At 59.2% G+C, this 20,303-nt stretch carries 18 protein-coding genes; 11 read left to right on the forward strand and 7 right to left on the reverse strand.

Annotation, left to right across the window (positions count from 1 at the left end):
• Positions 1 to 146 precede the first annotated feature (146 nt).
• The 3 genes from PspS49_RS16740 to PspS49_RS16750 all read right to left on the reverse strand — a co-directional run bounded on the left by PspS49_RS16740 (position 147) and on the right by PspS49_RS16750 (position 2,938).
• Positions 147 to 560 carry a PaaI family thioesterase gene (locus tag PspS49_RS16740; RefSeq protein WP_064118477.1) on the reverse strand — a complete coding sequence of 138 codons (414 nt, stop codon included), beginning with the start codon at positions 558 to 560 and terminating at the stop codon, positions 147 to 149.
• A 182-nt stretch (positions 561 to 742) separates the two neighbouring features.
• Positions 743 to 2,143, reverse strand: a complete 1,401-nt coding sequence (gabP, locus tag PspS49_RS16745) for a GABA permease (protein ID WP_160040541.1) — start codon at positions 2,141 to 2,143, stop codon at positions 743 to 745.
• Between the two features lie 312 nt (positions 2,144 to 2,455).
• On the reverse strand, positions 2,456 to 2,938 hold the full coding sequence (locus tag PspS49_RS16750) for an HIT family protein (protein ID WP_160040544.1): 483 nt from the start codon (positions 2,936 to 2,938) through the stop codon (positions 2,456 to 2,458).
• A gap of 293 nt (positions 2,939 to 3,231) precedes the next feature.
• On the opposite strand from PspS49_RS16750, the gene PspS49_RS16755 reads away from it, so the two are divergent.
• Positions 3,232 to 4,761, forward strand: coding sequence for a hypothetical protein (locus PspS49_RS16755; protein ID WP_160040547.1), 1,530 nt, complete (start codon positions 3,232 to 3,234; stop codon positions 4,759 to 4,761).
• 222 nt (positions 4,762 to 4,983) lie between these two features.
• Here PspS49_RS16755 and PspS49_RS16760 read toward each other — a convergent pair whose 3' ends face one another.
• Positions 4,984 to 10,458 (reverse strand): ATP-binding sensor histidine kinase, encoded by a 5,475-nt coding sequence (locus tag PspS49_RS16760; protein WP_160040550.1) that lies wholly within the window; start codon positions 10,456 to 10,458, stop codon positions 4,984 to 4,986.
• A 29-nt stretch (positions 10,459 to 10,487) separates the two neighbouring features.
• The gene (locus PspS49_RS16765; protein ID WP_160040553.1) at positions 10,488 to 11,159 is read right to left on the reverse strand and encodes a response regulator transcription factor; all 672 of its coding nucleotides are present in this window, start codon (positions 11,157 to 11,159) and stop codon (positions 10,488 to 10,490) included.
• A gap of 200 nt (positions 11,160 to 11,359) precedes the next feature.
• Between PspS49_RS16765 and PspS49_RS16770 the strand changes: the two genes are divergently transcribed.
• From PspS49_RS16770 to PspS49_RS16790, 5 genes are all read left to right on the forward strand, one after another.
• Positions 11,360 to 12,376, forward strand: a complete 1,017-nt coding sequence (locus tag PspS49_RS16770) for a DJ-1/PfpI family protein (RefSeq protein ID WP_127928322.1) — start codon at positions 11,360 to 11,362, stop codon at positions 12,374 to 12,376.
• Positions 12,377 to 12,506: 130 nt separating this feature from the next.
• Positions 12,507 to 12,878, forward strand: a complete 372-nt coding sequence (locus PspS49_RS16775; RefSeq protein ID WP_150774782.1) for a response regulator — start codon at positions 12,507 to 12,509, stop codon at positions 12,876 to 12,878.
• A 294-nt stretch (positions 12,879 to 13,172) separates the two neighbouring features.
• Positions 13,173 to 14,375, forward strand: a complete 1,203-nt coding sequence (locus PspS49_RS16780) for an NAD(P)/FAD-dependent oxidoreductase (protein WP_150750998.1) — start codon at positions 13,173 to 13,175, stop codon at positions 14,373 to 14,375.
• Between the two features lie 53 nt (positions 14,376 to 14,428).
• Positions 14,429 to 15,358: an MBL fold metallo-hydrolase gene (locus tag PspS49_RS16785; RefSeq protein WP_127928328.1), complete on the forward strand. Its 930-nt coding sequence runs from the start codon at positions 14,429 to 14,431 to the stop codon at positions 15,356 to 15,358.
• Between the two features lie 159 nt (positions 15,359 to 15,517).
• Positions 15,518 to 15,994 (forward strand): short chain dehydrogenase, encoded by a 477-nt coding sequence (locus PspS49_RS16790; RefSeq protein WP_150750997.1) that lies wholly within the window; start codon positions 15,518 to 15,520, stop codon positions 15,992 to 15,994.
• Between the two features lie 46 nt (positions 15,995 to 16,040).
• Here PspS49_RS16790 and PspS49_RS16795 read toward each other — a convergent pair whose 3' ends face one another.
• Entirely contained in the window at positions 16,041 to 16,475 is a 435-nt protein-coding gene (locus PspS49_RS16795; RefSeq protein WP_150774784.1) for a DNA methylase, read from the reverse strand.
• 194 nt (positions 16,476 to 16,669) lie between these two features.
• Between PspS49_RS16795 and PspS49_RS16800 the strand changes: the two genes are divergently transcribed.
• The 4 genes from PspS49_RS16800 (at position 16,670) to PspS49_RS16815 (ending at position 18,141) form a co-directional block, all read left to right on the forward strand.
• On the forward strand, positions 16,670 to 16,918 hold the full coding sequence (locus PspS49_RS16800) for a DUF6555 family protein (protein WP_016984867.1): 249 nt from the start codon (positions 16,670 to 16,672) through the stop codon (positions 16,916 to 16,918).
• 2 nt (positions 16,919 to 16,920) lie between these two features.
• Entirely contained in the window at positions 16,921 to 17,313 is a 393-nt protein-coding gene (locus PspS49_RS16805) for a GFA family protein (RefSeq protein ID WP_127928334.1), read from the forward strand.
• Positions 17,314 to 17,423: 110 nt separating this feature from the next.
• Positions 17,424 to 17,711, forward strand: a complete 288-nt coding sequence (locus tag PspS49_RS16810; RefSeq protein WP_160040556.1) for a hypothetical protein — start codon at positions 17,424 to 17,426, stop codon at positions 17,709 to 17,711.
• A 1-nt stretch (position 17,712) separates the two neighbouring features.
• The gene (locus PspS49_RS16815) at positions 17,713 to 18,141 is read left to right on the forward strand and encodes a hypothetical protein (RefSeq protein WP_160040559.1); all 429 of its coding nucleotides are present in this window, start codon (positions 17,713 to 17,715) and stop codon (positions 18,139 to 18,141) included.
• A 111-nt stretch (positions 18,142 to 18,252) separates the two neighbouring features.
• Here the strand turns inward: PspS49_RS16815 and PspS49_RS16820 are convergent, their stop codons facing one another.
• On the reverse strand, positions 18,253 to 19,260 hold the full coding sequence (locus PspS49_RS16820; protein WP_160040562.1) for an NAD(P)-dependent oxidoreductase: 1,008 nt from the start codon (positions 19,258 to 19,260) through the stop codon (positions 18,253 to 18,255).
• 492 nt (positions 19,261 to 19,752) lie between these two features.
• Between PspS49_RS16820 and PspS49_RS16825 the strand changes: the two genes are divergently transcribed.
• Complete coding sequence (locus PspS49_RS16825; RefSeq protein WP_127928342.1) at positions 19,753 to 20,115, forward strand: hypothetical protein; 363 nt, start codon at positions 19,753 to 19,755, stop codon at positions 20,113 to 20,115.
• The last annotated feature ends 188 nt before the right edge of the window (positions 20,116 to 20,303 follow it).

Genomic DNA, 20,303 nt, shown 5'->3' on the forward strand with positions numbered 1-20,303 from the left:
AAACACTAAATCGAATGTCTGCGCTTGGCCGAAAGCAGTCGTTAGCAAGCCACTACCGGCTACAAGCCGTCATTCAACGGGGCAACACTCACTCAATCAGCAGCATGATGTGGTCTGCGGACCAACGCCTTGATGGCCATGCCTTTTCAACCCATTGGCACAGCAAACACCGCACTGGCCCGCGCCACCGTTCTCTCCCCGACATGCAGGCTGACAGCGGCAAACGCCAGTTGGCGTCCTTTTTTCGAGTACTCGAGGCGCACTTCCAGCCACTCGTTCATTTTTACGGCACCGAGATAATCCAGGGTCATGCTCGCGGTGATCAATGGCTGCGGAGGGTCGCTGGAAAAGGCCATGGCGTAACCCATACCGACATCGGCCAACGTTGCCAGTACACCGCCATGCAAGGTACCCCGGCCATTGGCATGGCGGGAGTCGGTCAGCAATCCCAGTTCCAGTTGCAGGCCGCTGCCCCTCGCGTAGATCGGGCCCAGCAAATCAAGCAACGGACTGCTGCGGGTAAATGGGGTGAATCCTTCGGGAATTGCGGTGGCGTCCATGGTCCCTCCGTGTGCCGGCGACTCACCGGCGTCATTGACCTGAATACTTCGATTCAGTTGGAGGGTTTATGGGCAATCGCGTAACGGGGCAAGAACTATACGGATGCGGAATTTGCAGTGATAAAGCGTGCACCCTGCCCCTCCGACCTTAGCGAAGGGAGTCTCAGGTTCGACGCCAACGCCTAACCCGCCGACGTGACCCTTGCCGCCGGCGCAGGATGACGCGAAGTCACCAGGCCGATAAAGGAAATCCCCAGCGCCAGGCCAATGGTGGTGGTGACTTCGGTGCGGTGCTCCGGGGTGATCATCATCACCGCCAGCGCGGCGCAGATGAACACGATCACCAGCCAGGTCAGCCACGGAAACAGCCACATGCGAAACGTCAGTTCAACGTTGCGCTGACGCAAAATCCGGCGCATGCGCAACTGCGACACTGCGATGGCCAGGTACACCAGCAAGGCAATCGCGCCGGAGCTGGCCAGCAGGAATTGAAACAGCCCGGCGGGCATGAAGTAGCTCCACACGGTGATCAACGCGCCGAGCACGGTACTGGCAATCACTGCTGCGCGGGGCACGCCTGCCGAGGAGGTCGCCTTCAGCATTTTCGGCGCATCGCCGCGCCGGCCCAGCGAGAACAGCATGCGCGAGGCAATGTAGATCGAGGAGTTCATGCAACTGGCCACGGCGATCAGGACGACGACGTCGACCATGAACTTGGCATGGGGAATGTTCATGATTTCCAGGGCGCGCTGATAAGACCCGACCGAGGCCAGCAACGGATCATTCCAGGGCACCACGGAGATCACCACGAAGATCGACAGCAGGTAAAACACGCCGATGCGCCAGATCACCGAGCGCGTGGCCTTGGCAATGTTTCGCGACGGATCGTTCGATTCAGCGGCGGCGATGGTCACCGCTTCAGTGCCAATGAAACTGAACATGATGGTGATGAACGCGCCGACAACCGCCGACAAACCGTTAGGCGCAAATCCGCCATGTTCGGCCATCAACCCGGTCAAGCCGCTGACTTCGCGATCGGGCACCCAGCCCATCAACACAGCAAAACCGACACCGATAAAACCGATGATCGCCACAACCTTGGCCATGGCGAACCAGAATTCGAACTCACCGTACTTGGACACGCTGAACAGGTTGGTCACCACCAGCGCAATGATCGAGCCCAAGGCGAACAGCCAGGCATCGACCTGCGGAAACCATTGGTTCAACACATGCCCGGCGGCGAGCGCTTCGATAGGAATGACCAGAACCCAGAACCACCAGTAAAGCCAGCCAATGGTGAAGCCGGCCCAGCGTCCGATAGCCTGGTCGGCATAAGTGGAAAACGAACCGGTGTCCGGATTGGCGACCGCCATTTCGCCGAGCATGCGCATGACCAGCACGACGAGCAGACCCGAGAACAGATAAGCCAGCAGAACCGCCGGCCCCGCCGCTGCAATGGCGTGCCCTGAACCTACGAACAATCCGGCGCCGATAATCCCGGCGATGGACAGCATAGTGACGTGACGAGGCTTGAAGCCCTGCGCCAATTGGCTACTCGAATCCATGGAGTTCGGGCTGATCATTGGTTTTTTTATTCTCTGCTGATCGACATTCAAGCAAGTTGACTGGGCAAACGAGCACGATCGTTGCCTGCTGAACCTCCCGAAAGAAGCCCGTCCAACCGCCGCAGTTCTTATCAACCCCATGATCTGGATGGGGTTATTTGATGTGAAGACGCATCACCTTACCCGGCCTGCCGGACCACTCAATAGCCTGATTGCGCCATGGTTGTGTCTGATATCGACATGCAAAGACCGAACGGTCTGGATCGACACCAACCAGTCAGCGAGAAGTCGCAGAATAGTTTGCGGGTTAGTTGCGCCTTGTTCCAACAATCAGCCAAACGCAATACGCAAATGTTTGATCACTTCTTCAATGGAAGGGCCGTGCGCCTCCGGTGGTATCGGGTTTTCACCAAACTCCCGCCAGACGAATAACGTCAGCTCTGCACCGTCAGTCGCTGATGCAGCACCTTCAGCGTGGGCAAACGTTTCGAGGAGTCGATATCGCGTGTCCTGCCAGAACAGCGCTTCGACCCAGTGATAAACCGGAATGAAATGGAAGTGGATCGGTAAACCCGGCTGATGCCCGTAGCGACCGATGTAGAGGTGTTTTGGCGTGAGTTGTCGCTCGATGACTTGCTGGGTTTTGGCAAGCAAACCGCCCAACTCGCTCAAGGCATCGGATGACAACTCGGCCAGCGATGTGGTTTCGACCTTTGTTCCCAGCATCAGATAGCCGGGAAGCGTGCTCGCCAGATGGTGATTGATGATCCAGTGTTCGGTTTCATGAATGATGAAATTCGGGGCAATTTCCATGTGCCGGAGGTCCTGAAGCAATTGAGGTGCCAGCGTAACAAAGGCTGCTTTACGATGCCTGCTGCGTAGTTTGTCGCGTGTTCGAGGAAACGCCCGTAACGAATGGGACTTGTGGTTAGATATCCAGTCTCCGCTTGAGGCCGAGTGGAAAAATTTCAAGAGGCAGAACGTATTTGGAAATCAGATTCTGCTCACTTACAGCATGTATTTCAGGAACGCCAATAGCGCATTGCAAGAGTAGAAACCATTCAGACATATGACATGTCTGTCGCGGAATCCAAAGGACCGTAACAATGAACAATCATTTTCGCCCTACCCCTCCCAACGAAGATTATCCAGTTACCAGGCTTCCCACTCGTGCATACGCCCGCTTCGATCACCTCGAGGTCATCTCGGGTACCAACTCTGTCCTGCTGGCATTCGACTTGGTCGATGGAGAATGGCTGGACCAGGAAGGACAAAAAAACCCGTTACTCAATGTCGAGCAACCCAACGAGGTTGCAAAGGCGTGGAGTAACTGGAAACAACTTCCTTTGCACCAAGCCCCCAATCCTTTCGAAGCCATGCCAATGTATCGGTTGGAATTCGAACTGTCTGACGGACGTGGATTTTTTGGATTACCACCACTCCCCTCGACAAATGATCTACGCGCCCTACGCAACGCAGCGGGAGATATTGAGAGGCTGTGGTTTGAGCTGGAAATTTACAATCAGCGCGGACAGGGACTCGAAGTGGCACAGCTTTATCCCGGACTCTTCGCTAACCCCGTCCAAGTATATATAAAGGGAAAAATGCCAAAAGCGCGAAAGAATAAATCCCTGTCCACCGTTTTTTCCCTCAACCGTCTGCCGACCATCTCCACGGGCCAGATGGAAATTGAGCTTTCCAGCGCCACTGCCGACCTTTTAGCGGTGTATGACGTGGGACAAGGCAATGCAAATGCGCTGATGTCGACTGAACAGTTCCCTGTTGGGTTACCGACACACTATTACGACCTTGGCGCTGGCGTTTACAGAAACAAGCACACAACGCCTCACCCGCTAGCGTTTTGTTTCACCCAATCGCCGTCGATCATACTTTCCCATTGGGACGCCGATCATTGGGCTGGAGCCTACGCGCTTAACATCAACAACAATTATCCCGCGCTCAAGCGCAAGTGGATTGCACCACTTCAAGAGGTCGGTCCTCTGCACATCGCGTTTGCCCACGACGTCATCAATAACGGTGGAGAATTTCTCATCTACTCCCCGCTTCCCGGGCAGATCGGTAACGCCAAGCTATCGAAACAACGGCGTATCAGATTTATGTGCGGTCAAGGCAGAGACCGCAATGGCACCGGGATCGTCATGGCAGTGGAAGAGCCTGACAATATCCCTGCAAGAAGCTGGCTGCTTACTGGTGATTGCGACTATCTGCACTTCGTTAAACAACTGAGCCCGTTACCACCCGTGGGTATGGTTGCACCGCATCATGGCGCCGATCTGGACAGCAAGAGCCCCATCCCTAAACCACCAAGCAACGTGAATTACAAGCGGCTGGCATACTCGTTCGGCCCGGGAAACAAACACGGCAAAGCGGCAGTCCGGCATCCGACATCGCAAGGTGTGACACTTCACAACCATGCGGACTGGGATCACTATTACTGGAATTTGATAACTCCCGGCGACCGTATTCCCAGAGGCGATATTTTGGCGACTTGTGAGCATACAATCGTAACTGCGCGCGGCGGTGCATTGATCGGGTGGGATTCTCCCCCCGGAGCTCTAAGCGCGCCATGCCACGGCACCGCAATCCAATGTTCCGCACCGCTCATCCAGAGCTAGCGGAGCCACCGTCCTTTTCCTGGATGACCTGTAGAACGGAAGGCGAGTATGCATACGCATTGACAGTAAGACTGACAGTCTCGCCTTCGGAGCTGCTCCTCCAGGAATTTATTCCGTTGAAGTCCTGCTGTGCACCAGCATGACGATAATCGAACCCCAACTATTTCTCTGCTGTTGATCTGTCATAAACATCAGATCTTGAGACAGATGGGATTTTCAGATCTACATCTCTCCCTCCCCCATCGGCAACGCCAACACAACCCGCGCCCCACAAGGCGCATTCACCTCCGCCCACAAGCGTCCGCCATGCGCCTCAATGATCGACCGGCAGATCGACAGCCCCATCCCCAGCCCGGTGGATTTGGTGGTGTAGAACGCAGTGAAGACCTCCTCCACCCGATTGCAGGCGAATCCCGGCCCGGAGTCGCTGACGGTAATCCGCACGTTTCCACCGGCACGATCGCTGGTGATAGACAGCCGACGCTCGCCCTCCTCCATCACCGCCATGGCCTCCAAACCATTGACGATCAGGTTGAGCAGAACCTGTTGCAACTCAACCCGGTCGGCCAATACCGCCGGCAAGTCGCTGGCCAGTTGCACGGACACCACGACCCCATATCGAGTCGCCTCACTGCGCGTAAACCCGACCATCTCATCCACCACCGCATTGAGATCCAGCGCTTGCCGTTGCGGTGGTGTCTTGCGGATCAGCGCGCGGATGCGACCGAGCACGTCGGCTGCGCGGTTGCCATCGTTGATGATGCGCTTGAGCCCCAGTTCGACTTCATCGGTGTTCGGCGGTTGTGCGCCGAGCCAGCGCAACGCGGCGTTGGCATTGGTCACGGTGGCGGCGATCGGCTGGTTGACTTCGTGAGCGATGGACGCCGCCAGTTGGCCCATGGTCGCCACGCGGTTGGCGTGGGCCAATTCCGCTTGCACCTCGCGATACCGGCGTTCGCCTTCGCGCACTTGTTCTTCCGCCTGTTTGCGTTCGCTTAAATCAAGCACGAATGCCACGCCCTGTTGCTGACTGGCTTCGAACGCGGCCAGACCGACAATCACTGGCAGCCGACTGCCGTCCTTGCGGATGTATTCCTTCTCGAACGGCTGGGCGCGCCCGGTGCGGATCGCCGTCGCCAGCGCCGCTTCGCTTTCGGCGCGTCGTGCCGGCGGGGTCATGTCGCGCCAATGCACGTTTCCCGAGAGCAGATCATCGCGTTGGTAACCGACCATGCGCAGGAAAGCGTCATTGGCCTCGATGATTTCTCCTTCGACACTCCAGACAATGATGCCGATGATGTTGGCGTCGACCAGCCGGCGAATCTTTGCTTCACGCTCGGCGACGTCGCGATACAGCCGCGCGTTGTCCAGCGAGATTGCCGCTTGTGAAGCGACCAGCCGCAAAACGGCAATGCGCGCCGGGCTGAACACGCCGGCCGACAGATTGTTTTCCAGGTACAGCGCCCCAGCGACCCGACCTTGATTCATCAATGGCAGGCACAGGATCGAGCGGACGCCGTGCTGTTGCATGTACGGATCAGCGGCGAATGCCGGATCGGCGACGGCATCGTCCAGACATAGGTTTTCGCCGGTGCGCAGGGTCTGGTAGAGCACCGATTCGGCCAGCGCGGTTGCGTTGATCGGCTCATTGCAGAGTAATGTGCTGCTGTCGCCAATGCGGGTTCGCGCGGCGATATACGGCGTCTCGCCTTCGGTGAGAATCAGCACACCCTGCTCGGCGCCGGCCTGTTCGATGGCGGTGCGCATGACCGTTTCAATCAAGCGGTCGAGAACAATTTCGCCAGACACGGCCTGGGACACCTTGAGCACTGTGGCCAGATCCAGATGCTCAACGGCGGTGATGATGGTCGCTGTCGCGCTCGGCTGCGCGTCTTCCTGGCGCAGAAAACGGTGCCGCCGCTCCAGTTGCCGCACCTTGCCATCGGCCCCCCAACGCAGGTAACCGTAGCGCGCGTCTTGCAGGTAGACGCGGGCGATTTTCGCCAGACCGCGAGCACCGTAGAAACGCGACGCCAGTTCGTTGGCCAAAGCCTCAATGTGAACGAAGCCGCTATCCACCGCCAATTGAATCGCCCGCTCGTACAGCAACTCTGCTTCGATCGGTTGCCCCGCAACCCGAGCGATTTCGGCACCGACCAGCGCTACATGACTGGCGAAGGTTTCGGCACACTGTTGTGCCCAGATTTGCAGTTGATCGTGGTGCTCTGCCAAGCGTTGCAGTGGATCGGTATCGGCGTCGCCATGAACAGCCAATGTCAGCGCTGCGTAGAAGTGGTATTCGGCCTCCTCGAAAAACGAAGAAATTACCCACATCAATTCCCGGGCCTGGGCCGCGCATTCAGCCGCTGCCGCGTAATCCCCGGCCAGATAGCGCGCCTGCAACTTGCGCACCCAATATTTGCCACGGGCCAACGCCAGATCAGGCGCAGCGAGGTTCGTCTCGAAGCGCGTTTCATCAAATTGTTCATCGTTGAAACTGCCAAATTCCACAGTCTGCCCGCGCAGCATGCGGATCAATGCTCGTTGGCAACTCATGAAGCTCACCACCAACCCGAAGCGGATTTTCTGCGCGTAGGCCAGCCCCGCCTCGGCCTGAACCTGCACCTCCGCCAGCGGCTCGCCAATAAACAGCAGGTCAGAAATCAGGCTGTTGCCGGCATAGGCCGCGTAGGGCAAATCGCCGATGCGGTTCGCGGCGCTAAGTGCACGGCGCAGCAATTCGCGGCACTCGCGCACTGGGCGCATCCAGCGCACCACGAAGATCGAGAAGCACAGATAAGTGCTCGCCTCGTAGCGTGTCAGGCCGCGGCGGTCGACCAGATCACACCCCAAACGGCCAAAGTGGTAGCCAGCGGCATAGTCGCCGAAGCGCCGCCCGGCGACACGGGCAACGTTGGCGTAGAGCACGCAAGAGGCGTCGCAATTACCCTGTTGCAGGCTCAGGCTGACGGCTTTGCAAATGGTAAGGCAGGCAAGGTTCGCATCTGACTGCAACGCCGGAGCGAACAGTTTGCTCAACGCATCCAGCGTCACCAGTGAGGCCGGATCTTCCATCAACGGCAAGTCGATCAGTTGTTCGATGCTGCGTTCGCCCAGTTGCACCCAGATCTGCTGGTATTCCCGGCGCACTTGCTGATCGTCCGGATGTGCCGTCCAGTCGATGCCAACCTGGCGCAGATAGGCCAGGCAGACGGCAACCGCGCGGTCGCTGCGATCGAGCAAAAGGTAGACATCCATGTGCAGACACGTCACCGCGGCGCGCTCCACTGTGTTTGCCGCGCGCTCGGCCAGAACCTGCAATCGGGAGTCGGCCAGCGCAAATTGTCCGGTAAGAAATTCGCACTCGGCGCGGTTCAGCTCCAGGGCAAACGCCAACTCATGGCGGCTGTCATAGCCTTGTTCGCCAAGCACCGTCGCGCCCGCGCCCAAATAGGTCAGCGCGGAGGTGTAAGCGGTCGAAGCCTTGGCACGCTGACCGGCGAGCAGGTTGAATTCGGCCAACTGCTCACGCTCGGACCGGGCGCTGATCAGGCTGGCGCCGCGATTGAGCTGGCCGACAATTTCAAAGATTGCCTCTTCGCGGCCCTCGCCCGGCGTTTGCAGCGCCAACAGCCGGCCGATGCGCAAATGCGTCTGCGCGCGCTCGGCTTCGGCAATCAGCGAGTAAGCCGCCTCGTGCACACGGTCGTGTGCAAACGCACAGGCGCCGTCCAGCCGTTCAACCAGATCCTGGCGCACCGCCGGCCACAACGCCGCGTGCACGCGAGCCGTGGACAGATCGAGGACAGTGGCCAGCGTATCGATCCGCGCGACGTTCCCCAGGCACGCCAGTTGTTGCAGGGCCTGGCGGGTTTCCAACGGCAAACGCGCCAGCTTGCCGACCATCAGATCGACAACGTTGTCGGTGTAACCTTTGCCGTTGATCAACTCCAGATCCCAGCGCCAACGGTTGAACTGATGGTCGTAAATCAGCAGTTCTTCCTCGGCGAGAGCCTGGAGAAACTGGATAACGAAAAACGGATTGCCGCCGGTCTTGTCCAGTACCAGCCGCGCCAGAGTGACGATGCTCGCGGGTGGGCAACGCAGGGCTTCGGCAATCAGTTGTTCGATGTGCACACCGGCGAGCGGGTTCAGGCGAATCTCGTCGATGTGCGCGCCGGCATTGCGAATGGCTTTGAGTTTGCCGCTGAGCGGATGGTCGGCATCAACCTCATTATTGCGGTAGGCGCCAACCAGCAGCAGATAGCCAACCTCCGCGCGGGTCAGCAGATCTTCGAGCAGATCCAGTGTCGCCGCATCCAGCCATTGCAGGTCATCGAGGAACAGCGCTAACGGGTGTTCAGGTCGGGCGAAGACGCTGATAAAACGCTGTAGCACCCGCATGAACCGCTGCTGAGCTTGTTGCGGTTCAAGTTCCGGCACCGGTGGCGGCTCGCCGATAATCAGTTTCAATTCGGGGATCAGTTCGGTCATCAGACGCGCGTTCGGTGACAGTGCCTGCAACAGCGCCGCGCGCCATTCAACGAGCACTTCGCGGCGCTTGCCCAGCAGCGTACGCACCAGCCCCTGAAAGGCCTGAACCAGCGTCGCATAGGGAATATCGCGCTTGTACTGGTCGAACTTGCCGCAGGCAAACAAGCCGCGCGAGGGCACCAGCACTTTATGCAACTCGTTGACCACAGAGGACTTGCCGATGCCGGAATAACCGGAGACCAGCACCATTTTCGGCGATTGGGTTTGTACCATGTGGGCGAACGCATCAATCAGCGTTTGCACTTCGCGCTCGCGACCGTAGAGCTTTTCCGGGATCAGCAGGCGATCGATGGCGCCCTGCTCGTTCAGCGTGAATGTCTCGATGTGCCGGTCGCGTCGCCAGTCGTCCAGGCAACGGCGCAGGTCATGCTCGACACCGGCAGCGGTTTGATAGCGCTCTTCAGCGGTCTTGGCGAGCAACTTCATGACCACCCGCGAGAGCATCACCGGCACGGTGGCCACCCGTTGACAGGCCGGCATCGGCAACCGCGCGATATGGCAATGCACCCACTCCATCGGGTCATTGGCGCTGAACGGCAGCGAACCGGTGAGCATTTGATAAAGGGTCACGCCAAAGGCATACAGATCACTGCGCGAATCGATCGAGCGATTCATCCGCCCGGTTTGTTCAGGCGCCATGTAGGCCAGGGTGCCGGCGATGGTTTCCGGTGGCTCCGGCGCCTGCCGTTCACGGGGTAGACGTGAGGCGAGACCGAAGCCGGTCAGCCGTGCCTGGCCGTCGCTGCAATTGACCAGAATGTGTTGCGGCTTGAGGTCTTTGTGCACCAGACCGCACTGGTGCAGACGGCCCAGCGCCACGGCGATATTGATTGCCAGCAGCAGGGCGGTCTCGGTGTCCAGCGGAGCAGTCAGCAAGCGCGACAGCGGCTCACCGCCGGGGTCGTCGAACACCAGGCATGTCGTTGCGCCTGCGCGTTCAAGGACTTGCGGTTGCAGCGCCCATTCAGCGTTGAGATCGTCCTTGAGGCTGTATTCATGCGCCAGGCGATCAAGGGTCGCAGGCAGCGGCTGAGCGAGGGCCGGGCGCATCACCAGAACACTGTGACGGCCCTCCCTCTGGTCGCGTTCGCGAGCAAACACCCGTTCGCCGTCGTCCCACAACATCTGCTTTTTGCTGGCCATATGTGTCGACACCGTCAATGGGTTGCTGCTCAACCGTTGCGGCGCGCGGGCTCGATGCCCAGGGCTTCGGCTATACGCACCAGATCCGCCACTGAGCGGGCTGACAGTTTTCTCATCACCTGGCCGCGATGGACTTTCACCGTCACTTCGCTGAGGTTGAGTTGCGCGGCGATCTGCTTGTTCATCAGCCCTGCGATGACAAACCCCAGCACCTCACGCTCACGCACGGTCAGCGTCTCGTAAGCCAGACGCATAACCGCGCCAGACTGCTCGGCAAGCAACCGCGCACTGTCCCGGGCCAGCGCGCTGGCCACGGCGTCGAGCATGTCCTGATCGCGAAACGGCTTGGCGAGAAAGTCCACTGCACCCGCCTTCATCGCCTTGACGGTCATGGCGATATCGCCATGACCGGTCATGAATACGATGGGAATGCGCACGCCGGTCTTTTCCATCTGCTCCTGAAAGGTCAGGCCGCTTTCACCCCGCAGGCGCACATCGAGCACCAGACAACCGGGGACATCGCGTTTGGCCGATGCGAGAAAATCCTGGGAGGTTTCGAAGGTCTGCACCTGCAGGCCGATCGAACGCAGCAAACCGTCGAGAGCCTGACGCATGGAGGCGTCGTCGTCGACCACATAAACCACCGGTTCCCTCAGCACGGGCGGGCTTGCGCTGGGGCTGGAATGCGACCACAGAGTCATCGTGAGTCCTCGGCGAGATCGCAACGCGTGCGATGTGCAGGTGAATAAATCTAGTCCATGATGGCAACCGCAGCCAGATGCCAGCCAAACGGTCGCGCAGCAGGCTAGCAGTCGGCGCACGTTGCCGACAGGCCAGAAAACCCTGAATATCGGCCATGCCGCAACCGTCCCACTTCAGCCGATTGAACAGGCAGATTTCGATGCCCAGCGTTTCCCCGCAGCCCGGCACTTCAACCGCGCAATCACGCGACGTGGTTTTCATCGCCTACCCGCGAATGAGCCTGCTCGACCTCAGCGGTGCACAAACGGTGTTCTGGGCCGCGAGCAAAGCAATGTCCGAACGCAGTCAAGCGGGCTATCAACTGCACACCGCCAGCCTTGAAGGCGGGTTGGTGCACACCGTCGAAGGTTTGGCCGTCGACACCCGCGCGCTACGCGATCTGAACATGGCCGCACTGGATACCCTCGTCGTCCCCGGTGCCCCGGACATCTGCCAGACCCTAGACGAGCATGGCCAACTGACCGACTGGCTGCGTCGCGAGGCGCCGAGCGCGCAACGCGTGGTCTCGGTGTGCAGTGGCGCGTTCCTGCTGGCCAAGGCTGGCCTGCTCGACGGCTGTCGCGCCGCAACGCACTGGGCCATGTGCGAGACGTTGCGCGAACGCTTCCCGACGATCGAAGTGGATGCCGATGCGATTTTCATCCAGCAAGGGGCGGTGTGGACATCGGCGGGGGTCACGGCCGGTATCGATCTGGCGCTGGCGCTGGTCGAGGCGGATGCCGGCCGCGAAGTGGCCTTGCAGGTAGCCCGCGAGCTGGTGGTGTACCTCAAACGCCCCGGTGGTCAGGCGCAATACAGCACGTTGCTGCAAGCGCAGGTGCAGGACAGCCCGTTGTTCGAGCCGCTGCACCTGTGGCTGATGGACAACCTCGGCGATCCCAGACTGAGTGTGGAGCGTCTCGCCGAGCAGGCCAGAATGAGCCTGCGCAATTTCACCCGGGTCTACAAACAGAACACCGGCCGCACGCCATCCAAAGCCATCGAACTGTTCCGCCTCGAAGCGGCCAAGCGTCTGCTGGAAAACTCGGCGCACAACATCGACAAGGTCGCGCGCCTCTGCGGTTTCGGTGATGAAGAGCGTCTGCGCGCCTGCTTCCAGCGTCACCTGTCGATTTCTCCGCGTGATTACCGTAGTCGCTTCACTCGTGAAGGCTGATCGCCGGAAGCGCTGACTATCAAAGGGTCTCGACGCGCTATACCTAGGTATAGTTTTGCGCCAGCGCGGACGGCGTATGGTGCAAGAACGACAGGAGTCGTCACGCTTGCCCATCCGGTCAGGGAGCCCTATGCACAACACGGTTGTCATTGCAGTGGTTGACGACGACGAGGCCATTCGCAGTGCGCTGGAAAGCTTGTTGCGCGCCAGCGGTTATCGGGTACGGACCTTTCCCGACGCCCGCACCTTCCTTGAATCAACAGGGCCTGAGCAGGCGCACTGCCTGATTTCCGATATCCAGATGCCCGGCATGAGCGGCCTGCAACTCAATGAGGCGTTGCAGGCGCAAGGCTGGCGCATCCCGGTGATTTTCGTCACTGCTCATCCCGATGACGTGAACACCCGAGTCCCCGGAGTGGTGGCTTGCCTGCCCAAGCCCTTCCAGGCCGATGACTTGCTCAGCCATATCAAACAAGCCCTGAATAGAACCCCTCCCGTGTAGGAGCTGCCGAAGGCTGCGATCTTTTGATGTTGCCTTTTAAAAGCAAGATCAACAGATCGCAGCCTTCGGCAGCTCCAGCAGTTCGATACCTTCGTATACCTCCCTTCGACCCATGCGTAATCCACGCACACCGATGGACAACTGCGCCCGCGCCTCCCACGCCATAGCATTGCTTTCGACAGCGGGCGATTAAGCGCCATGCAGTACGGCAAGCAGTTTGCGGCGGCCAGTGATCGTCACGCCAAGGTCGAAACGACCCGGTTTTATCCATCCATCAGCGTCAGGGAGCACATTATGAAACAGCAATTATTGGTGATCGGTGCAGGGTTCGGTGGGCTATGGAGCACGTTGAGCGCCGCGCGTTTGCTGGATATGCATGACCGCAACGATGTGGAAATCACACTGCTCGCCCCGCAAGCCGAACTGCGCATCCGTCCGCGTTTCTACGAACCCGATGTGCACAGCATGTACGCGCCGCTGGATGCACTGTTCGCTGCCGTCGGTGTGCGTTTCGTCAAAGGCACCGCCGAGAGCATCGACGGCCAGGCACGTCGCGTTGGTTATCGTGATGAAAGCGGTCGTCCGGGTGAGCTTTCTTACGATCGACTGGTGCTGGCCAGCGGCAGCCAACTGGCCCGTCCGCCGGTGCCGGGGCTGAAAGAGCATGCGTTCGACGTCGACCAGATCGAATCGTCGGCGCGCCTGGAACGCCACCTCCATTCGCTGGCCAGTCAACCGGTCAGCAAGGCCCGCAATACCGTGGTCATCGCCGGGGGTGGTTTCACCGGTATCGAAACCGCGACCGAAATGCCGAGCCGTCTGCGCGCCATTCTCGGTGACGATCAAGACGTCCGGGTGATCATCGTCGACCGCAGCAAAGACATCGCCGCGACCATGGGCGACGGCATCCGCCCATCCATCATCGAAGCATCAAAAGCACTGGGCATCGAATGGATCGTCGACGCCAGCGTTGCCGCCGTGGATGCCAACGGCGTCACCCTCGCCGACGGCCGTCACATCGAGAGCAACACGGTGATCTGGACCGTGGGTTTCCGCGCCAGCCCGCTGACTGAACAGCTCAATGCCGAGCGCGATGGCCAGGGTCGTCTGCACGTCGACGGCAACCTCAAAGTGCAAGGCCTTGAACACGTGTTCGCCGCCGGTGATGTCGCCCGCGCCGCCACCGACGACGTCGGTAATTTTTCGGTGATGTCCTGCCAGCACGCGATCAGCCTCGGCCGTCACGCCGGCAACAACGCCGTCGCCGATCTGCTCGGCTTGGCACCGACCACCTACCGTCAGCCGAAATACGTGACCTGCCTCGACCTGGGCGCCTGGGGCGCGGTGTACACCGAGGGCTGGGATCGCCAGCTGAAACTGGTGAAAGACGAAGCCAAGGAACTGAAGACGCAAATCAACAGCGTATGGATCTACCCGCCGGTCGCCGAGCGTAGCGCCGCTCTAGCCGCTGCCGACCCTGCGATTCCGGTGGCCTGATCTGCCCCGAGCGCCCAAGAACCGATGTCTTGCCTGATAAAAAGGAGAACACCATGACCATGCATCTGGATTCCTTCACCGCCAACAGCGCCACCCTGCAAACCCCGACCGAAGAGCTGGTGCCGTCGCGCTACGCGCTGCGCCTCGGTGACATCGACGTGATGGTAATCAGCGACGGCGTTCTGCCGCTGCCGACCCAGACCATGTCGACCAACGCCGATCCCGCCGACCGCGCTGAGTGGTTCAAAGAGATGTATCTGGGCCCCGACGCGTTCGACTGGGCACTCAATGTGCTGGTGGTACGCAGCGGCGAACAGGTGATCCTTGTCGACGCCGGACTTGGCGGCCAGTTCCCCGGCTTCCCCCGCGCCGGGCAGTTTCCCAAACGCCTCGCGGCGGCCGGCATCGACCTCGCAGACGTCACCGATATCGTCATCACCCACATGCACATGGACCACATCGGCGGACTGCTCGTCGACACGGTGAAAAACCGCTTGCGCGACGACGTGCGCATCCACGTCACCGCCACCGAAGTCGACTTCTGGACCTCGCCGGACTTCACCAGCACCGACATGCCCGCGCCGGTGCCGGACGTGCTGCGCTCGACCGCCAATGCGTTCATCCAGCAGTACCAAAGCAAGCTGCGCATCTTCGAAGACGCGTTCGAAGTCGCCCCCGGCGTAGTCGCCAAAATCACCGGTGGCCACACCCCGGGCCACTGCGTGGTCTACGTGACCTCCGGCGCCGAACGCCTGACTTTCGCCGGCGACGCCCTGTTCCCGGTGGCCTTCGACCACCCGGACTGGCACAACGGCTTCGAGCACGACCCAAATGAAGCCGTGCGCGTGCGCGTGCGCCTGCTGCAGGAAGCCGCCGCCAGTGGCGAACTGTTTGTCGCCACACACCTGCCCTTCCCGTCGGTCGGCCGCGTTGCCGTCAATGGCGAGGCGTTCCGCTGGATTCCGGCGATCTGGGATTACTGATTGAGCTAGCGCCACACCGCTTCGCCCGGCCTTGGTCGGGCGAAGTTGTTTTCGCCTGTTACAGATCCGTTCCGGGACAACCGCTACCTTTCCTCTTTTACATGGAACGACGCTCGATCCTTGTTCTCTACCGCTGAACCTACAGCGGAGGGATTGACCATGATTGCCCCTGAAACCGGTATGAAACCGGGTGAGCGTTATCGCATTGAAAGCGTCGAGCGCGCGCCGCAATTTCCTGGGTTTTTCCTCGACGGCAAGTATTACCTGGGCCCCGAGTTGCAGACGGCCGTTGGCTGGCTCGAAGGGCAGCATTTCCTGTATGACCAACTTGATCCCAATGGCGACCCGGTTTATCCGGACAGAATCGTCGGCACGATCACCGCGCGGACACTGGAACTGTCAGATGGCCTGCGTATGAGCATCGATGAAATACCGTTTCAGGCAGAAGCCGTTGCGCCATTCCAGACGCCTGACAAAGCGACCATTGAAACCCGACCACTGGCGATATCTCAGCGACGTACAGCCACTGGCTTTCGACAGCCGATGCAGCCTTCGGCGCTCCTGGTTGCAGGTGCAGCATTGCTGGTCGGGCTGTGCCTGTTGGCGATCAATCGTTCTGGCCGTCGAGTCAAATAGGCTTTGCACGACCTGGGCGGTGAGCGCTTTTCGTCACGGCCCACGATCAAAGGCTGATCACAGCGTTTGCCTCGCGCATGAAGATTTCCACGGTCTTCGGGCCGATGCCGTCGAATTCCGCCAGTCGCTTCTCAAACGCCGGGCGATCAGCGCTGACCTCGACCATATGGCTGACCGTGCCCGCGTACTCGTCGTTAAGCTTGCGTGCCAAGGCGTGCAGCCGCACGGCGGTGGTCTCGTCGTAACGCACGTAATGCGCCTCCCCGAGCATCGCGACCAGCTCACGATGGCTGCACGCAGCCAGTTTGCGCGGTGTATCGCGCCCGTGTTTATCGGCAATCACCCGATAGGCTTCGGCGGCTATTTCGGCCTGTATCCGCTTGCCCATCAGGAAACTGGCAAGCAGCCATTTGAACAGTGCAGCGTCATCGTTGTGCTTGAGCTGAATGTTCAAATCCCTGGCGCTGATCGTCTTGTTCACCGGGTACCTCCGGGGTTGAAATCGAGGGGATTTTTCGTGTTCTGTCTGCTTGGCAAAGGCTTGATCTTTAGGCCGCCGCCGGTTCCAACCGTTCAAAGCAAAACAATTGTCAGCAGCCTGAAACAAACCCCGAAAATCCTTTGAATTTTTTCCGTCGGCAAAACTCATTTGCGTATGAGCGTAAGGAGGAACGCATGAGCAACGTCGACATCTTCGTCATCGAATACAAACTTCACGGCCAGCCAAAGTCATTCGTCATCCGCGCAAAAACCATGCGCAACGCCGACGCATGGCATTGGGCGAGTTGCGACGCCGGCATCGCGCCGATTCCCAAACCCGGCAAGCCACCGTTGAAAGTCATCTCCAAACCCCAGGCCGAACGGTTTGGCATCACCGAGGTGAAATGGCGCGAAACGGCGACGGTGGACTGGATGGAGGCTTAGTCATGCTCAAACAAATAGGCAACACGCTGATCCGCCGTGACCACCGCGCGAGTTGCCATTGCGGCGCCGTCATTCTAGAAATCCACCTGCCCGAAGGCCTGCCCACGCCCCACCGCTGCGACTGCTCGTTCTGCAAACGCCGAGGCGCAATTGTTGCCGCAGTCCCGGCGGCTGACCTGAAAGTGATCCGCGGTAAGTCTGCGTTGCTGAAGTACAGCTTTGGCCAGCAAGTGGCAGAGCATTTTTTCTGCGGGAATTGCGGCATTTACACCCATCACCGACGTAGTACCAATCCGCAGGAGTTTGGTTTCAATGTTGGCTGCCTTGAAGGGGTTAATCCTTACGATCTGGGTGAGGTGCCGGTGGCGAATGGCGGGGCTTGGCAGTCGCCGTGAGATTCCTGTGGTTAATGTGACTGGGTTAAGCTCATTTGATTGAGGGGTGAGTTTCATCTCCTCCGAACAGAGCGAATGGCCTGGCCCGTTAGCCAGACTTCAGGAAGTTTATGACCTCAAAATTGGCAATCTCGAATCTTTTAGGGCCATGGCACGGGGATGCCCATACCGGGCTGATGCAACGCTGCAAGGAGTCATGGGATACACCGCTAGTGCATTTGAGCGATCTCATGGTCGCTACTTTCTTGAATCAGGATATCGCTCCCGAACAGCTGTTGATCGAGGCAAAGGAGCGCATCGAAGTGCGCGAAAGAGATGGCTCCGAGTACTTCGACGGCCAGCTTTTCGAAGCGATAGAAAATGTGAGGTCTCGGGGGCTGGATTTTTCTGGAGTTTGATATGGGGTTCTCCTCCACGCTATGGGCTTGGTACGGCCAGAATGAGTACAAGCAGGTTCTTACCGCGTGCGAAGTAATCGAAGCGCTTGGGTTTCTGGCCCAACCCTCGGACATACAGCAGGCAACTATCCCGGATTGCCCCGCCTGTGAAGTCTGGTCCGAGATGATTCTTCCGATAGAGAAGGTACTTTCAATCTGCGGCAGCGGGCTACCGGAGGACGTGAAGAGCCGGCTGGAAGACATTTGGCAGCGATGCAATAGCCTTACCCAGGCAGCACTTCATTGCCATGATCGCCTGATCTTTGAGCATGAAGAATGGATGCCCATCAGGACACGCGCCACCGAGTTGTTGGCTTTAATGGAGTCGACGGAAATCCATCCATTCCTGGGTGACTTGCTATTGGACTGTAAAAAGTTGCTCTCGGAATAATTCGCTGAGTAGTTCACGCTTACCAGATCGGTTTTACGTTTCAACGGTTGAGTGAATGTCCATCACCGCCGACCTGAATGAGCGGCAAGTCGCCGGTGTTGCGCAGGACGGTTACTGCACTCGTAATTCCAGCAGCTCACCGCCCTCTTTACTCAAACGCTCTAGATACGCACCGGCATCGAGCAACTGATAAGGGAAGTACAGACCTGCCGGAGTGGGTGGTTTGCCATCCAGCCCAAGCAGCCGTTCCAATAACATGGCCACGCTGAGCCCTGTCAACGCTGCGGCACCTGCCGGGTGAACGACGGCATGCCGTGTGTGCAACGCCCGACCCTTGCGATCCTCGCCGACCATTTCGATGAGGATCTCGGTCGACATCGGCCGACCCGCGCGTCGCGAAGAACTCACCCCGCTGGCCAGATTGAACTGCACATTTGGCGCGTCGGTGGCGGCAGCCAGTCCGGTAACATCAATGGACGAGAAGCCAGAGGCTTGCATCGACGTGCCGTCCACCGCCCGGAAGCTGACGTTCTGCTCCTCACCTTCACGCCAGACGTAATTGCCATCGCGCCGCGTCAGGGCGGCGGGCAGCATTTTGCTCAAGTGTTCAAAATCTTTAGCCACGGTCGGCCCGCCGCCGTCCTGCTCGTCAACCAACGCATCAATGCGAATATCGCGCACCCGGGCAAACGCCTCAGCAATGTGCAGCGCCGCCACCGTCGTCGCGCCCACCATCCATTCGTAACCCAGCACGATGGGGGACGCGTCAGGGCGATGGATGTAACTGGCGATTTGCGGCGCAATCTCGAAAATGCCGGACGAAATGCTCAGATGCGGTACCTTGCGCTGCTGCGCAAAACGCAGCCCGACCAGGGAATGATCCATGTAGAAAACCGCCACAGCGCTGATCGGGCGATCACCCAGCCCCAAGTCATCGGCAGCAGGATCAATGACTACGCCCTGCGCCCCGCCCATTTCTTGCGCGGCTTGTTGAGCCTTGGCCAGGTCGCGGCCGCCGATCAGTAACGGTACGTCAGGATGCGCGGCGCGCAACGCTTCGGCAGAACGGTGGCCGATGGCGCCGGAGCCACCCAGAAACAAAATCGGATGAACTGACATGGGTATCCTTCCTCGTCTTTTTGGGATGCAACTTAGTGTTGGTGCGTGCCCGGGCGTGAGGGTTCCAGGCCATTGCCTGAGCTGGAGGGCGGGCCGACGAATGTCATTTTGAACGGCGTGTTGATGAGGCGTGTTTAGGAGTTTTTTGTGGTTGTTTAAAAGACACGTCGCGTTACCGGCTCAAGGCTACAACTTCTTGCGCCGTTGCCTACGACTACGCCAGAATCCGCCGGCTTGTGCGCCTCAAGGGCCACCGGTAACTTGGTTCGCGTCACTGATTCCCAGTGATCGGGTTTAGTAGCCCGTGGTAAATGAAAGTGCACAAGCGTCCGTCAAAAGGTATTTACGTACCTGCACTTGATGGCGGCTGTGCGTAGGGCGCCCTCGGGCGCGCCGGCTTTCTTCTTTTCCCCGGTCTACTAACCTGCGTACAGCTGCCACCCCTTGTTTAGTAGCTCGGTGCGGCGGCCACACCACAGGAAAAAGAAGAACATGTTCAAGATCACGCCGAACCCGCCGGAGACAGATCCGGCCTCCCCGTACGAATCTCCCGATTCCAGGAAATTCCACGAAGCCGCCGAACGCGCCCTTGATTACTACCTCACACCAACCCAACGCATCATGGGCAGCGACAAAAAACACGCCCCCATGTTTCTAGCCAACGCCGACTACGACAGCGAGTCCCTGCTCGTCAACGCCAGCGAGTCCCTAAGCTCAGCCACCGAAATGCTCTGCAACTTCGCCGCCCTCTTGGACCCAGGCCACCGCAAAACTGCGCTGGGGATTGCGCAAGTGGTGATGCTGGGGGAATTGGCGGTGAATCAAGCACTGGATAAAGTTGTGCCGGTGGATTGAGGGGACATCCCTTTGTGGCGGCGGTCTGGCTGCTGTCACAAAGGGATCAAGATTGCATTGGGCGTCTGCTTTCGGCCAAAAGCGGACATTTAGAGCAGGTATGATAGATCCGTCGTTTTTCTTCCCTATTTGGCAATTTGCGGACACGCCTTTACATTCTCAGAGCTGGAAAACGAAAGTTTAAAAAT

Origin of the sequence: Pseudomonas sp. S49, from assembly GCF_009866785.1 — a bacterium.
Taxonomy (GTDB): domain Bacteria; phylum Pseudomonadota; class Gammaproteobacteria; order Pseudomonadales; family Pseudomonadaceae; genus Aquipseudomonas.

Bases quoted from the DNA above. Each gene is read 5' to 3' on its own strand.
- PspS49_RS16810 (WP_160040556.1), top strand. From the start codon at position 17,424: ATGACCTCAAAATTGGCAATCTCGAATCTTTTAGGGCCATGGCACGGG.
- PspS49_RS16825 (WP_127928342.1), top strand. From the start codon at position 19,753: ATGTTCAAGATCACGCCGAACCCGCCGGAGACAGATCCGGCCTCCCCG.
- PspS49_RS16805 (WP_127928334.1), top strand. From the start codon at position 16,921: ATGCTCAAACAAATAGGCAACACGCTGATCCGCCGTGACCACCGCGCG.
- PspS49_RS16740 (WP_064118477.1), bottom strand. From the start codon at position 560: ATGGACGCCACCGCAATTCCCGAAGGATTCACCCCATTTACCCGCAGC.
- PspS49_RS16790 (WP_150750997.1), top strand. From the start codon at position 15,518: ATGATTGCCCCTGAAACCGGTATGAAACCGGGTGAGCGTTATCGCATT.
- PspS49_RS16780 (WP_150750998.1), top strand. From the start codon at position 13,173: ATGAAACAGCAATTATTGGTGATCGGTGCAGGGTTCGGTGGGCTATGG.
- PspS49_RS16800 (WP_016984867.1), top strand. From the start codon at position 16,670: ATGAGCAACGTCGACATCTTCGTCATCGAATACAAACTTCACGGCCAG.
- PspS49_RS16755 (WP_160040547.1), top strand. From the start codon at position 3,232: ATGAACAATCATTTTCGCCCTACCCCTCCCAACGAAGATTATCCAGTT.
- PspS49_RS16770 (WP_127928322.1), top strand. From the start codon at position 11,360: ATGCCCAGCGTTTCCCCGCAGCCCGGCACTTCAACCGCGCAATCACGC.
- PspS49_RS16760 (WP_160040550.1), bottom strand. From the start codon at position 10,458: ATGGCCAGCAAAAAGCAGATGTTGTGGGACGACGGCGAACGGGTGTTT.
- gabP (WP_160040541.1), bottom strand. From the start codon at position 2,143: ATGATCAGCCCGAACTCCATGGATTCGAGTAGCCAATTGGCGCAGGGC.
- PspS49_RS16775 (WP_150774782.1), top strand. From the start codon at position 12,507: ATGCACAACACGGTTGTCATTGCAGTGGTTGACGACGACGAGGCCATT.
- PspS49_RS16785 (WP_127928328.1), top strand. From the start codon at position 14,429: ATGACCATGCATCTGGATTCCTTCACCGCCAACAGCGCCACCCTGCAA.
- PspS49_RS16820 (WP_160040562.1), bottom strand. From the start codon at position 19,260: ATGTCAGTTCATCCGATTTTGTTTCTGGGTGGCTCCGGCGCCATCGGC.
- PspS49_RS16750 (WP_160040544.1), bottom strand. From the start codon at position 2,938: ATGGAAATTGCCCCGAATTTCATCATTCATGAAACCGAACACTGGATC.
- PspS49_RS16765 (WP_160040553.1), bottom strand. From the start codon at position 11,159: ATGACTCTGTGGTCGCATTCCAGCCCCAGCGCAAGCCCGCCCGTGCTG.
- PspS49_RS16815 (WP_160040559.1), top strand. From the start codon at position 17,713: ATGGGGTTCTCCTCCACGCTATGGGCTTGGTACGGCCAGAATGAGTAC.